The 14413-nt window shown below is 60.4% G+C and carries 11 protein-coding genes and 1 tRNA gene; 9 read left to right on the forward strand and 3 right to left on the reverse strand.

Annotation, left to right across the window (positions count from 1 at the left end; genetic code table 11):
- Positions 1-96: 96 nt before the first annotated feature.
- Positions 97-1779, reverse strand: a complete 1683-nt coding sequence (locus tag ACW9HW_RS07585) for a sigma 54-interacting transcriptional regulator (RefSeq protein ID WP_457399203.1) — start codon at positions 1777-1779, stop codon at positions 97-99.
- A gap of 384 nt (positions 1780-2163) precedes the next feature.
- Here ACW9HW_RS07585 and ACW9HW_RS07590 point away from each other — a divergent pair, with 384 nt between their 5' ends.
- The 7 genes from ACW9HW_RS07590 to ACW9HW_RS07620 all read left to right on the forward strand — a co-directional run bounded on the left by ACW9HW_RS07590 (position 2164) and on the right by ACW9HW_RS07620 (position 7918).
- Positions 2164-2418 carry a phenol hydroxylase subunit gene (locus ACW9HW_RS07590; RefSeq protein ID WP_095195197.1) on the forward strand — a complete coding sequence of 85 codons (255 nt, stop codon included), beginning with the start codon at positions 2164-2166 and terminating at the stop codon, positions 2416-2418.
- A 42-nt stretch (positions 2419-2460) separates the two neighbouring features.
- Entirely contained in the window at positions 2461-3456 is a 996-nt protein-coding gene (locus ACW9HW_RS07595) for an aromatic/alkene monooxygenase hydroxylase subunit beta (RefSeq protein WP_457399205.1), read from the forward strand.
- Positions 3453-3725 carry an MmoB/DmpM family protein gene (locus ACW9HW_RS07600; RefSeq protein ID WP_130210668.1) on the forward strand — a complete coding sequence of 91 codons (273 nt, stop codon included), beginning with the start codon at positions 3453-3455 and terminating at the stop codon, positions 3723-3725. The genes ACW9HW_RS07595 and ACW9HW_RS07600 overlap by 4 nt, the downstream gene beginning before the upstream one ends.
- 47 nt (positions 3726-3772) lie before the next feature.
- Positions 3773-5305, forward strand: coding sequence for an aromatic/alkene/methane monooxygenase hydroxylase/oxygenase subunit alpha (locus ACW9HW_RS07605; RefSeq protein WP_137805192.1), 1533 nt, complete (start codon positions 3773-3775; stop codon positions 5303-5305).
- A 135-nt stretch (positions 5306-5440) separates the two neighbouring features.
- Positions 5441-5800: a phenol hydroxylase subunit P4 gene (locus ACW9HW_RS07610; RefSeq protein ID WP_457399207.1), complete on the forward strand. Its 360-nt coding sequence runs from the start codon at positions 5441-5443 to the stop codon at positions 5798-5800.
- 10 nt (positions 5801-5810) lie between these two features.
- Positions 5811-6872, forward strand: a complete 1062-nt coding sequence (locus ACW9HW_RS07615; protein WP_457399209.1) for a 2Fe-2S iron-sulfur cluster-binding protein — start codon at positions 5811-5813, stop codon at positions 6870-6872.
- Between the two features lie 155 nt (positions 6873-7027).
- Positions 7028-7918, forward strand: a complete 891-nt coding sequence (locus ACW9HW_RS07620; protein ID WP_457399211.1) for a SphA family protein — start codon at positions 7028-7030, stop codon at positions 7916-7918.
- Between the two features lie 117 nt (positions 7919-8035).
- Here the strand turns inward: ACW9HW_RS07620 and ACW9HW_RS07625 are convergent, their stop codons facing one another.
- Complete coding sequence (locus tag ACW9HW_RS07625; protein ID WP_457399212.1) at positions 8036-9748, reverse strand: amidase; 1713 nt, start codon at positions 9746-9748, stop codon at positions 8036-8038.
- A 334-nt stretch (positions 9749-10082) separates the two neighbouring features.
- On the opposite strand from ACW9HW_RS07625, the gene ACW9HW_RS07630 reads away from it, so the two are divergent.
- Together ACW9HW_RS07630 and ACW9HW_RS07635 are read left to right on the forward strand one after the other, a co-directional pair.
- Positions 10083-10157 (forward strand) — tRNA-Gln (locus ACW9HW_RS07630).
- Positions 10158-10726: 569 nt separating this feature from the next.
- Positions 10727-11827 carry a polyamine ABC transporter substrate-binding protein gene (locus tag ACW9HW_RS07635; protein ID WP_095195205.1) on the forward strand — a complete coding sequence of 367 codons (1101 nt, stop codon included), beginning with the start codon at positions 10727-10729 and terminating at the stop codon, positions 11825-11827.
- 128 nt (positions 11828-11955) lie between these two features.
- Here the strand turns inward: ACW9HW_RS07635 and ACW9HW_RS07640 are convergent, their stop codons facing one another.
- The gene (locus ACW9HW_RS07640) at positions 11956-14397 is read right to left on the reverse strand and encodes a TonB-dependent siderophore receptor (RefSeq protein WP_457399214.1); all 2442 of its coding nucleotides are present in this window, start codon (positions 14395-14397) and stop codon (positions 11956-11958) included.
- Positions 14398-14413: the final 16 nt, after the last annotated feature.

The raw sequence follows: 14413 nt of genomic DNA on the forward strand, positions 1-14413 counted from the left end.
CGTTGGGCTGCGAAGCGGCCCCAAAAAAGGGACTGCTGCGCAGTCCAACGGGAGCAAGCTCCCTCGCCACAGGTCATCATCGTTCGTTCGGTTTCATCAACCGGGCGATTTTTTCAGGCGATAGGCCAGCGCCGGACGCGTCATGCCCAGCAAACGCGCCGCTTCCGAGACGTTTTGCTGGCTACGCTCCATGGCCGCGTGAATCAGTGCGTCTTCCACCGAGTCCAGTGCGATACCGCTGTCGATGATCTTGTCGACCCAGTCCTGGCTGCACGACGGAGCCGTCTTGACCAGCCGCCCGTCACTGGCCAGGCCAATGCTTTCGGCCAGTTGCGGCGAATGCGGGAAGAGGGCGTCGACGGTGATGCTCTGGTTCTCGTCAGTGATGATCACGCCCCGTTCCATCAGGTTTTCCAGCTCGCGGATGTTGCCGGGCCAGTCATGGTTCAGGCACACCTGAAGGGCACGGTCAGACAAGCCCAGGGTCTTTTTCCGGTAGCTGGCGTGGAGTTTTTCCAGGAAGTGTTCGATCAACAGCGGGATGTCTTCGCGACGATCGCGCAAGGCCGGGATACGCACCGGGAATACGTTCAGGCGATAGAACAGATCGGCGCGGAAACGCCCTTGCCTGACCGCTTCTTCGAGGTCCTCGTGGGTCGCGGTGATGACCCGCACGTCGACCTTGCGGGTCTGTGAGTCACCGACCCGTTCCAGTTCCTGCTCCTGCAACACGCGCAGCAACGTGGCTTGCGCGCGCGGGGTCAATTCGACGATTTCATCGAGAAACAGCGTGCCGCCATTGGCCCGCTCGAAACGGCCCATGCGCGACTGTTGGGCGCCGGTGTAGGCGCCTTTTTCCACGCCGAACAATTCAGCCTCGATCAGGTCCGGCGGGATGGCGGCGCAGTTCAGTGCGATGAACGGCCCACCGGCGCGTTCACTGCGCAAATGCAGGCTGCGGGCGATGACTTCCTTGCCGACACCGGTCTCACCCAGCAGCAACACCGACGCCTTGCCCAGGGCCACCTTGTCGATCAGCGCGCAGGTGCGGCGGTAGATCGCCGACTGGCCGATGCCGTAGAACTTGCCGGCCTCGATCTGCAGGCGCTGGCGCATGTTCGCCACTTGCACCTGCAGCGCTTGCAGTTCATCGATGATTGGGTCGCTCTGGAAGTAACGCATGATCTCTTCGGCATCCTCCCATTGCTCGGCCGGCTTACCGATGATCCGGCAATGGGCATCGCCGCAACCGCGGCAGGTGACCTCCTTGTAGATGATTTGCCGGCCGACGAAAAACGAGCTGTAGCTGATGGCGTAACCGAGCAGCATCCAGCACACCGGCTGGTCGGAGTGAAGGTTTTCGGTCTGGCAATTTTCCACTTCGAAGGAATCCTGCCACTCGATCTCGGCGTAGAACTGACCGTTGGCCAGATCGATGTCGATGGTCTGCGGGATGACATTGACCATGCCCTTGAGCGAGTGCAGTTGCGGACCGGTGAAGAACATTTCCAGGTCGCTGCCCTGGGGCCGCAACTTGCGCGCCAGCTCGGCGTCCTTGAGCCCGGACTGATAGCCCAGGCGCAGGAAAAATCCCTTGGCGCGCTCGACGCCGAGCATCTCGATCAGCTCGCGCCTGCACGACGCCATCATCGAAACCTGGATCAACAGCATGCGTTGCTCGTTCAGCCAGATCTTGCCCTCGCTCCCGTGAAAGCGAACCTGGTCGCTCAGGTCCTTGAGTGACGGCGGATGTTGGGAAGCCTTGTACGTGGTGATCATTCAGTGCGCCCCTGGGGTTGTAGTTATTGGGGTGGTGACGCGTTCCGCTCAGGCCATGGCGGTTTTTTTTACGCATCGTAGCGGCCCGTTTTTTTTAGGCAAGGCAAGGTCGCTTTTTCTTTTTCTAAGCGGCCTGAAAGCGAGTGAAAAGTCAATCGCCGCGTGATTGATTCATTTGCTCGAAAGCGCTGGAGACGATTGAGCAAATGATCAATTTGCCGGTTCACGGGAGGGGTTCTTCACAGGGGAGTGATGGTTCGCGTGCTTCGAAAGTGAGTAGTAACTATCTGTTTTATAACGAATAAAAAATCAGTTTCAGTCGATTTTCCCGCACTGGCACCCTTGTTGCTCCGTACCCCGAACATAACAAGGGAGTACCCGAGCATGAGCCAACCTGGCAGCACTTTCGATCAGATGCCGCGCTACATCCGTGTACGCAGCGGGCCTGATGACACTTTCGTCGAATTCGATTTCGCCATCGGTTTTCCCGACCTGTTTGTCGAGCTGGTGCTGCCGCGTCAGGCATTCCGCCAGTTCTGCGAAAACAACCGCGTGCAGCACATGGATGCGCAGATGTCCGAAGCCCTCGACGCCGATGCGCGCAAGTGGCGCTACGGCGAAACCCGCGACGCTGACTAGCCACCCATTGCCAAAAAAACAATAACCACAGGAGTCCACTCCATGAGTGTCGAGATCAAGACGACCACCGTCGAGACGATCCGCAACACCTTCAGCCACACCCGTCGCCGGTTTGGCGACAAGGTCGCCAGTCGTTATCAGGAAGCCAGTTTCGACCTGGAATCGGCGACCAATTTCCACTACCGGCCGCTGTGGCAGCCGGACAAGCTGCTCAACGATGCCACCCGCACCGCGGTGGTGATGGCCGACTGGTATGCCGTCAGTGACCCGCGCCAGTACTACTACGGCGCTTACGTCCAGGCCCGGGCCAAGATGCAGGAAAACGCCGAGCACGATTACGCCTTCTGCGAAAAACGCGACATGCTCGCCAGCCTGTCCAGCGCCAACATCCAGCTGATCAGCAAGCTGCTGTTGCCCCTGCGGCACGCCGAAATGGGCGCGAACATGAACAACAGCAACATCGCCGCCGATGGCTTCGGTACCAGCGTGACGCAGATGCACATGTTCCAGGCCATGGATCGCCTGGGCATCGCCCAGTACCTGTCGCGGATCGGCCTGATGCTCGATGACGGCGACGTCCTGCTGCTGGCCCAGGCCAAGCAGCAGTGGCTCAACGATCCGGCGTGGCAGGGCATGCGCCGCTACGTCGAGGACACCCTGGTGGTGCGTGACTGGTTCGAATTGACCGTGGCACAGAACCTGATCAGCGACGGCCTGGTTTACCCGCTGCTGTTCCACAAACTCGACGAACAACTGACGGCCAATGGCGCCGGGCAAGTCGGCATGCTGACTGAGTTCATGCGCCTGTGGTTCGCCGAAAGCCAGCGCTGGGTCGATGCGCTGCTCAAGACGGTGATCAACGAAAGCCCGGCCAACAAGGACCTGGTCCAGGGCTGGGTCGATCACTGGAGCCAGCGTTCGGTTAATGCACTGCAACCGCTGGTGGGGCTCGGTCTCGATGAGTCGGCGCTGGACGCCGTGTGCAGCGAGTTCAGCGCTCGCTTGAAAAAACTCGGCCTCACAGGAGCCCGCCCATGACTTCACTGGTTTACATGAACCTGCAGGACACCGACTACGCGCGCTCGATCGTCGACGCGATCGTGCAGGACAACCCCCATGCCGAGATCCAGCACCAGCCTTCGATGATCCGCATCGAAGCCGAGGGCCGCCTGGACATTCGGCGCGACACGGTGGAACAGCTCACCGGCAGCCCCTGGGATATCCAGGAAATGCTGATGTACGTGATCACCCTCGGCGGCAACGTCGTGGAAGAGGACGACAGCTTTTCCCTGTACTGGAACAGCTGATCACGCCTGTAGCCACTGATCCATAACAAGAATTCGGGAGCGCCATCATGGCCGTGAAAAAACGCCTCAATGCCAAAGAAAAATACCGCTGCATGACCCGTGACCTGGACTGGGAGCCGAGCTACCAGACCCATGAGGACATCTACCCTCACGAGCGTTTCGAGGGGATCAAGATCACCGATTGGGACAAGTGGGAAGACCCGTTCCGCCTGACCATGGACACCTACTGGAAATACCAGGCCGAGAAAGAGAAAAAGCTCTACGCGATCTTCGATGCGTTCTCGCAGAACAACGGCCATACCACGCTGTCGGACGCCCGTTATGTCAACGCGCTGAAGCTGTTCCTCTCGGGCGTGACGCCGCTGGAGTACCAGGCCTATCAAGGCTTCGCCCGGGTCGGCCGGCAGTTCAGCGGCGCCGGTGCGCGGATCGCCTGCCAGATGCAGGCCATCGACGAACTGCGCCACGTGCAGACCCAGATCCATGCCATGAGTCACTACAACAAGCACTTCAATGGCCTGCATGATTTTGCCCACATGCACGACCGCGTGTGGTTCCTCTCGGTGCCCAAGTCGTTCTTCGAGGATGCGCGTACCGCTGGCCCGTTCGAATTCCTCACGGCGATTTCGTTTTCGTTCGAGTACGTACTGACCAACCTGTTGTTCGTGCCCTTCATGTCCGGCGCGGCATTCAACGGCGACATGGCCACGGTCACCTTCGGTTTCTCCGCGCAGTCCGACGAAGCCCGGCACATGACCCTGGGCCTGGAAGTGATCAAATTCCTGCTGGAGCAGCACGAAGACAACGTGCCGATCATCCAGCGCTGGATCGACAAGTGGTTCTGGCGCGGTTACCGCCTGCTGACGCTGGTGGGGATGATGATGGACTACATGCTGCCCAACAAAGTCATGTCCTGGTCCGAAGCCTGGGGCGTGTACTTCGAAGAGGCCGGCGGTGCGCTGTTCAAGGACCTGGAACGCTACGGCATCCGTCCGCCCAAGCATGTCGAAGAGGCGAATATCGGTAAGGACCACGTCAGCCACCAGGCCTGGTCGATCTTTTACCAGTACAGCCAGGCGACCAACTTCCACACCTGGATGCCGACTGACGAAGAGCTGGATTGGCTGTCTTCCAAATATCCAGACACCTTCGACAAGATCTACCGCCCACGCTTCGAGCACTGGCGGGCGCTGCAAGAGAAGGGCGAGCGCTTCTACAACCCGACCCTGCCGATGCTTTGCCAGATCTGCCAGATCCCGCTGGCGTTCGGCGAACCGGATGACCCGACCACCCTCAGCCATCGCAGCGCCGAACACGAAGGCGAGCGCTATCACTTCTGCTCCCAGGGCTGCTGCGACATCTTCGAATACGAGCCGACCAAGTACATCCAGGCCTGGTTGCCGGTGCACCAGATCCTGCAGGGCAATTGCGGTGGCGGCGACGTGGAGTCGGTGGTACGCGACTACTACAACATCAACCCCGGCCAGGACAACTTCGAATACCTGGGCTCGACCGAGCATCGACGCTGGCAGGACTGGCACCCCAACGATCGCAACAGCGCGCCGGCCAAGGCCGGCTGACACAACCAAGATCCACTGTGGGAGCGAGCCTGCTCGCGAAGGGGCCATGTCAGTCGACATGTGTGCTGAATGACACACCGCTTTCGCGAGCAGGCTCGCTCCCACATTCAACCTCACAAAAATAAGGAAAAGATCATGCCCGTGACAGCCATCGGCGCCTACAACGCCCAACCCCTGGACCGCCAGGAGAATTTCAACGGCCTGCAACTGGTGTACCTGTGCTGGGAAAAACACCTGATGTTCTGCTCCCCGTTTACCTTTCCGCTGCCACCGGCCATGCCGTTCAGCGACTTCATCGAACAGGTGGTCAAGCCCTCGATTGCCCGGCACCCGGACGCGGCGCGGGTTGATTTCAGCCAGGCGCTGTGGCGCCTCAACGATCGGCCGTTCACCCCCGATAACGTGGCGAGCCTGATCGCCAACGGCATCGACCACAAGAGCCTGCTGCACCTCGACACCCCTGGCTTGCACGGCATAGCCGGCAGCTTCAACTGAGGACACGGCCATGAGTTACCAAGTCACGATCGAACCCACTGGCGAACAGATTGAAGTGGAAGAGGGGCAGACCATCCTCCAGGCCGCATTGCGCCAAGGCGTGTGGCTGCCGTTTGCCTGCGGCCATGGCACTTGCGCCACCTGCAAGGTCCAGGTGCTGGAAGGCGAAGCGGACCTGGGCGCGGCGTCGTCCTTTGCGCTGATGGACATGGAGCGCGATGAGGGCAAAGTGTTGGCGTGCTGTGCGATCCCGCAAAGCGACATGGTGATCGAGGCCGATATCGATGCGGACCCGGATTTCCTCGGGCATCCGGTCGAGGACTATCGCGCGGTGGTCAGCGCGCTGGTGGACCTGTCACCCACCATCAAGGGTGTGCACCTCAAGCTCGACCGGCCGATGGCGTTCCAGGCCGGTCAGTACATCAACCTGCAATTGCCGGGGATCGAAGGCACCCGGGCGTTCTCACTGGCCAATCCACCAAGCCGTGCCGATGAAGTCGAGCTGCATGTGCGACGGGTCGAAGGCGGGCTGGCCACCGGCAAGATTCACGATGAGTTGAAGGTCGGCGATGCGGTTGACCTGTCCGGACCCTACGGGCAGTTTTTCGTACGCACTTCGCAAGGTGGCGACTTGATTTTCATCGCTGGCGGCTCCGGGTTGTCGAGCCCGCAGTCGATGATCCTCGACCTGCTGGAAGCCGGCGATACCCGCCAGATCGTGCTGTTCCAGGGCGCGCGCAATCGCGCCGAACTGTACAACTGCGAACTGTTCGAGGCACTGGCCCGGGATCACGCCAACTTCACCTATGTGCCGGCGCTCAGCCAGGCGGTCGAGGATCCTGAATGGACGGGGTTCAAGGGCTATGTGCACGACGCCGCCCGGCATCATTTCGACGGTCGCTTCAGCAACCGCAAGGCCTACCTGTGCGGGCCGCCGGTGATGATCGATTCAGCCATCACCTGCCTGATGCAGGGCCGGCTGTTCGAACGCGACATCTTCATGGAGCGCTTCTACAGCGCCGCCGACGGAGGCGAATCGACCCAGCGTTCGGCACTGTTCAAAAGAATCTGAGTACATACAAACCTGAGACCTGCACAGCTTCCCTGTGGGAGCGAGCCTGCTCGCGAAGGGGCCGGCACATCCAACATCAGTGTCGCAGGCCAGTACGCATTCGCGAGCAGGCTCGCTCCCACAGAAGCCAATAACAACAATAAAGGTTGAACTGCATGACTCGCACAGCAACAAAACTGATCGTGACCGCTGCACTGACGGCCTTGCCTCTGGCAGCCCACGCCACTGAAGGTGGCGGCACTTCCTACCCGTTGGGTGCGGAAAACTACCTGTCCGGGGCGATGCCGCCACCGGGTTTCTACGGGCAATTGTTCGTCACTCACTATGAGGCCGATAACCTGCGCGGCAACGACGGCCGTAAACTGCCGGTGGATTTTCGCGTACGCGCCAACGCCATCACCGCGCGGCTGATCTGGGTCAGCGACTACACCTTGTTCGGCGCCAGCGTGGCGCTTCACGCGATCGTGCCGCTGGTGGATCTCAAGGTTGAACTCAACGGCCAGTCGCAAAGCAAACAAGGCTTGGGCGATGTGATCTTCGGCCCGGCGCTGGGCTTTCACCACAGCGAAAAGTTCCACAGCATCCTCGCCCTGGACATGATCGCTCCGACCGGTCGCTACGACCGTGGCGACCTGGCCAACACCGGGCGCAATTACTGGGTCATCGAGCCGGTCTACGCCCTGTCGTACATCGACCCGAACGGGCTCAACCTCGATGCCAAGATCATGTATGACTTCAACCGCGAAAACCCGGCGACCGACTACCGCTCGGGGCAGGAATTTCATGTCGACTATGCCGTTGGCTGGGGGCTGGGCAATGGTTGGGTACTGGGCGTCGGCGGCTACTACTATCGACAGGTCACCGACGACCGCCAGAACGGCGAGACAATTGAAAACAACAAGGGGCGCTCGCTGGCCATCGGGCCGTCGATCAAATACACCAGCAAGGCGGGGTGGATTGTCACGGGGAAGTGGGAGCAGGAAACCGGCGTGCGTAACCGGGCGCAGGGCAATGCGTACTGGATGAAGCTGACCGTGCCGTTTTGAGCGTGTGACCACTGCAGAACCCTGTGGGAGCGAGCCTGCTCGCGAAAGCGGCGTATCAGACACATCAATATTGGATGTGCCGACACCTTCGCGAGCAGGCTCGCTCCCACATGCTATTTATTTGCCGGCAGACAGCGGCGGGGTGCGCGGCGGAATCTGGCGCTTGCTGCCGGTCGATTCGAACGCCGCCGCAAAGCGCAGCAGTGCCGAGTCGTCATAGGCCCGGCCGGCAAAGGTCAGCCCGACCGGCATGCCGATGTCCGGCATGACGCCCATGGGCACGGTCACCGTGGGCACGCCCAGGTGGCGGATCGCGAGGTTGCCGTTGGCCACCCAGATACCGTTGCTCCAGGCGATATCCGCGGACGCCGGATTGACATCGGCATCCGCCGGGCCGACGTCGGCCACCGTCGGGAACAGCACCGCGTCCAGGCCCAGCCGATCCATCCATTGCTCGAGATCGATCTTGCGGGTCTTTTCAAGCCCGCGCAGTCCGTCAGGCACTGTGCTGATCCGGTCCCACGGGGTAATACCGCGTTCGGCCATCTTCACGTACTCGTCCATACCGGCCGCCAGGTCGCCCTCGCGGTTGGGCAGGGTTCCCGGGTCGTGGGGGAAAATCAGCGGACCGTTGACGTCCACCAGGCGATTCAACTTCGGATCGCCGTTGGCTTGCAGGAAGTCATCGAAGGCCCATGCCGTCAGGTCCCACAGTTCGTGATGCAAGAACTCCTTGGACACGATCCCGCGGTTGAACACGGTCGGCGCGCCAGGACGATCGCCCTCGCAGTTGGATACCAGCGGGAAATCCACTTCGAGCACTTCGGCACCGGCGGCTTCCAGGGCCTGGCGTGCGGATTGCCAAAGGCCGATCACCGAGTCACGGGTGTTGATGCGCTGACCAGTCGGGCCACCGATACCCGGTGCTTCGCTGGTGCCCGCTTCAGGGTCGGCGTTGATGTACATCTTTGGCACACCGAAGCGCTTGCCAGCGAGGGCATCGGACTTCACGGCCAGTTCCTGATAGGAGGCGGGACGCACCGAATCAACGCTCGGAATCGGCACCCAGGGTTGCAGGCGCCACAGGTCGCCACGGGAATCCGGGTCCTCGGCCACCACCACGTCGAGGATTTCGAGCAGGTCGGCCATGGTCCTGGCGAACGGCACGACCACGTCCATGGTCGGCGTCAGCGGCCAGTTGCCACGCACCGAGATCACCCCGCGCGAAGGCGTGTAGGCGCACAAACCGTTGTTCGACGCCGGGCCGCGTCCGCTCGACCAGGTTTCTTCGGCCAGGCCGAAGGCAGCGAAACTGGCGGCGGTGGCCGTGCCGGCCCCGTTCGACGAACCCGAAGCGAACGGAGCCGTGAGGTAGGCAGCGTTGTACGGGCTCTCGGCACGACCGTAGACCCCACGCTGCATGCCGCCATTGGCCATCGGCGGCATGTTGGTCTTGCCCAGGCAGATCGCCCCGGCGCCGCGCAGCCGTTCGATGGTGAATGCATCGCGGTGGGCAATCAGGTCCTTGAAGGCGGGGCTGCCTGAAGCGGCAGTCAAGCCTTTGACCAGGTAACTGTCCTTGGCCGTGTAAGGAATGCCGTCGAGCGGACCCAGCGTCTGGCCCTTGGCCCGACGGGCATCGGACGCCTGCGCTTCCTGGAGTGCATCCGGGTTGCGGACTACCACGGCATTGAGCGCGGTCGGGGTAGCGGGGCCGTCGTAGGCGTCGATGCGGGCGAGGTAAGCCTCAACCAACTCGACAGCCGTGGTTTGACCTGACTCGAGTGCAGTACGCAATTGGGCAATGGAAACTTCGGTGACTTCGATCATGCGGTTACCACCGGCTGCTGATGTGGATTGCGGTGAGTGTTTGCCTCAGGGGGAAACTTGAGCACAGGGACATCACTTCTCTGAAAAGGGTTTTCAAGACGGTACGGGTTGCACAGCCTTACGCGGCGGCATCGGGATTTCAACCCTTGGCGTTCTATTTTGCACCAAGCCGTGGTGGGCTCGATTAACAAGTAGCTGTTTTAAAAGAAAAATTGTGATCGATGGGGCTTCCCAGTTGAAGTAAAAGTTGGTAAATTTCCGCGCATTCCAGCACAGCCCGTTAAACAGGCGGTGAAAAAGGAATCGAGTGCCAGGCACTCATCGCAGTATCTGCAGGGGCGTCGCCAAGCGGTAAGGCAGCAGGTTTTGATCCTGCCATGCGTTGGTTCGAATCCAGCCGCCCCTGCCATCTTCAAGAAACGCCAGTTCCGACAGGGACTGGCGTTTTTTTATGCCCGCATACTTGGCTCGGCATGCCCTCACTCCCGCCATCGTGGTTTAACGGGGCGTCTGGATCAAAAGCAAAAGCGAGGCGGCCTTAAAGCCGACCTGGTTTTGGCGGATGTATTCATTTCACTGTGGGAGCGAGCCTGCTCGCGAAGGACGTCAACGATTACGCGCCCTGACTGGATGATCGCGTTGCCTGGACGCTCATCGCGAGCAGGCTCGCTCCCACAGGGGAACACGGGTATCTACAAAAATCAGGTCGGCTTTAAGGCCGCCTCGCTTTGGCTGTGGAGGTGTACGGCTCCTCCAGATCCATCCGGACACGGATATTGGCCATTTCGATCTCCTTTTGGCCTGCCTCACGCTGTGAACCGTCCAGGCTGTCAGCAAGAATCGAAACGGGCCGCTGACTCAGCAGTACCGCCTGAATCCATAACCAGAATCTTGATCATCTTTGCCCTTGGCTATTCTTTAGGCCGCTGCCGTTTACGAAAAACAAAAACCAACGAGCTGACATTGGGGAACTGATCCATGGAAACCATGAAACGCATCCTGGGCGCCACGGTTTGTGGGCTGACGCTGCTGGCCAGCGCGGTGCACGCCGAACAGCGCGAGTTGAGGGTTTATAACTGGGCGGACTACATCCTGCCGTCCGTACCCAAGGATTTCGCCGAGAAGACCGGCATCAAAGTGACCTGGGACACTTTCGACACCAACGAGTCACTGGAAGCCAAGCTGCTGACCGGCAACTCCGGATACGACCTGGTGGTGCCATCGAACCAGTTCATCGAAACCCAGATCAAGGCCGGCGTGTTCCAGAAACTCGACAAGTCGAAGCTGCCCAACTGGCAGCATCAGGACCCGGCACTGCTCAAGCTGCTCGACGCCAACGATCCCGGCAACCAATACGGCGTGCCTTACATGTACGGCACCGTGCTGATCGGCTTCAACCCGGCCAAGGTCAAGGCGGCGCTGGGCGAGAATGCGCCGGTCGATAGCTGGGATCTGGTGTTCAAGCCGGAAAACATGCAGAAGCTCAAGGCCTGTGGCGTGGCGATGCTCGACTCGCCTTCGGAGATCCTGCCGTTGGCCCTGCATTACCTGGGACTGGACCCGAACAGCCAGAAACCGGAGGACTACGAAAAAGCCAAGGCGCTGATGCTGAAGGTTCGCCCTTACGTCACCTACTTCAACTCCGCCAAGTACATGACCGACATCGCCAACGGTGACATTTGCGTGGCCATCGGTTACTCCGGCAGCTTCTACCAGTTCGGCAACCGCGCCAAAGAAGCGGGCAACGGCGTGGTGGTCGACTGGCGTTTGCCGAAGGAGGGCGCACCGATCTGGTTTGACACCTTCGCCATTCCCAAAAGCGCGAAAAACGTTGAAGAAGCCCACGAGTTTCTCAACACCTTGCTCGATCCGAAAGTCATTGCGCCGATCAGCGACTTCCTCGGTTACCCGAATGCCAACAAGGATTCGCTGGCGCTGATCAACAAGGAGATCACCGGTAACCCGAACCTGACACCGACCCCCGAGGCGCTGAAAACCCTGTATGTCGTGCAGCCGTTGCCGCAGAAGATGGAGCGGGTGCGTACGCGGGTCTGGACGGCGATCAAGTCCGATAAATAATTTCGTACTGCACCAAACCCTGTGGGAGCGGGCTTGCCCGCGATGGCTGCGCCACATTCAACTTTGATGTTGTCTGGCACATCGCTTTCGCGAGCAGGCTCGCTCCCACACTGAATGTGCGATCAGCGTCAGAAGGTCGGGGTGTACTTCACGCTGAACATCACATTGCGCGGATCACCGAAGTTGTTGTTGCCATTGGTTTGGCTGTATCCGGCGGTGTAGTAATGCTTGTCGAACAGGTTGTTGGCATTCAATGCCAGTCCGATCTCCGGTGTCAGCTGGTAGCCGACACGGGCACTCCAAACAGTGTAACCCGGTACCTCGAAGCTGTTGTCGTAGGCCAGCGTCTGGCTTTGGGTGGTGAAGCCCAGGCCGGTGCTGACACGGTTCCAGTCGCCACTGAACTGGTAATCGCTCCAGACCCGCAGCATATGTTTAGGCGTCCATGTGCTGAAGACTTTGCCTTCGTTGTCCGGGTCCTTGAGGTACTTGGTCGTGTTGTAGGTGTAACCGGCAAACAGTTGCAGGCCGGTGAGTACTTCGCCGCTGATCTCTGCGTCGATCCCCTGGCTGCGGACTTTCCCCGCTGCCGTCGAGCAGTACCAGCCGTCGCACGCAAAGCCCGAAGCCAGGTCGTTGAGGGCACGGTTTTCCTGGTTATAACGGAACACGGCCAGGGAGGTGTTGACCCGGCCATCCATCAGCTCGCCCTTGAGGCCGACTTCGTAGTTGCTACCGCTTACCGGTTTGAGCACAGAACCGCTCGCGTCGCGCACGGTTTGTGGCTCGAACACATCGGTGTAGCTGGCATAGACCGCCCATTCGCGGTTCAGGTCATAGATGATGCCGGCGTAGGGTGTGACTTCCCCGGTTTCATTCGCGGTGCTTTCAGGGTTGGGGGTGGCAACGTCGCTGAACGCGGCCTGGGTCCACGATTTGTAGCTGTAGTCGTACCAGCTGACCCGTGAACCGAGCACCAATGTCAGCGGTTCGATCGGCTTGACACGCCAGCTGCCATACAGGCCTTTCTGGCGAATGTCGTATTTGCTCGGTGTACCTCGGCCACCGGCGGTATTGATCAAACTGTCGTAGCTGATTTCGGGACGGTTGTGATTAATGCCGAAGAGGGTGTCGGTGCTGTCATTGAAGGTTCGGGCGAAGCGGTCGTCCGACGTCAACTTTTCATAGTTGCCACCCACCATGACTTCATGCTGCATGGACAGGGCGTCGAAGTGGCCGATGAGATTCATGTCCAGACCGATTTTGGTCGAATCGAAATCCGTCACGAAATCGGCGTACTGCACGCCGCTGCCATCGGGTTCCAGGCCATCGTCGATACTTTGCACGCGCTGGTTTTTCGCCTTGTTGTCTTCCGTCATGCGCACTGCGCCGACCTTGAATGCCCAGTCTTCGTTGAAGCGATGCTCCAGATCGGTGTAGACGGTGGTGACATCGATGTCCGAGTGGTTCCAGCGCGCGCCGGTGTAGGTTGAGCGCGACAAGTCGACGGTTTTGCCATTGGCGTAGCGTGGCAAGCCGCGGATCATGGGTCGTGACTCGCCATCGGAGTGGCTGACTGCCAGGCCTAGCGTGGTGTCCTCGCGCAGATCAAAGTCCAGCGCGCCGTAGAGCGAGTGAGTCTTGCTCCACTCATAGTCGATGAAGGAGTCGCTCTGATCCTCGTCGGCCACGAAACGCCCACGTATCGTGCCGCTCTGGTTCAGCGGTCCGCCAGCGTCCAGTTGCAGGCCGTAGTGATCCCAGGAACCGGCCTTGCCGGTGACGGTCACGGTCGGTGTGCTCTGGCCGCGCTTGCGCACCAGGTTGATGGCGCCGCCGGGGCTGCCGGTGCCTTGAAGCAGGCCGGACGCACCACGCAATACTTCCATGCGATCGAAGAAAATCAGGTCCTGGGTGGCCCAGTTGCCCAGTGCATAGGAGTTACGCAGGATCGGCACACCGTCGTACTGCCAGTCATCAATCTGGAAGCCGCGGGAGGTCAGGACCATGCCCTTGCCCACGCCTTGAACGCCGACCAGCCCGGTGGTCTTGTTGGCCGCATCCTTGAGGTCGGTCAGGTCTTGATCGTCCATTTGTTTGCGGGTCATCACGGTGATCGACTGCGGAATTTCCTTGAGCGTGTGGGTGCCCTTGCCGATGGTCACCGCCCGCGCGGCATAGGAACCCGAGCCTTCGGTGGTGGCGTCGGCGCTGCGCTCGACGATGTTGGTCGCCCCCAATTGCAGCGCCGTGCTGCTGCTCGCGGCGGGCTCGACGCTGAAGTTGCCCTGTTCGGTCACTCGCAACTGCAGGCCGCTGCCTGACAGTGCCGTTCGCATGGCCTGCTCAGGTGACATCTGGCCGATGACGGCAGGCGCCTGTTTGCCCTGCACCAGCGATGGCTCCAGCGAGACGATCTGCCCGCTCTGGCTGGCGATCGCGTTCAGCGTGCTGGCCAGGGGGCCGGCGGGCAGATTGAAGGGCAGGGTCTGGGCCTGTACCAGGCCAGGACCTGCCAGGCTTGCCAGGGCAACGGCTACGGAAAGCGAGTGGGACCACGGGTTGAACACAGCATTCTCCTGAAGG

It is taken from the genome of Pseudomonas sp. SDO5532_S415 (genome assembly GCF_054071155.1).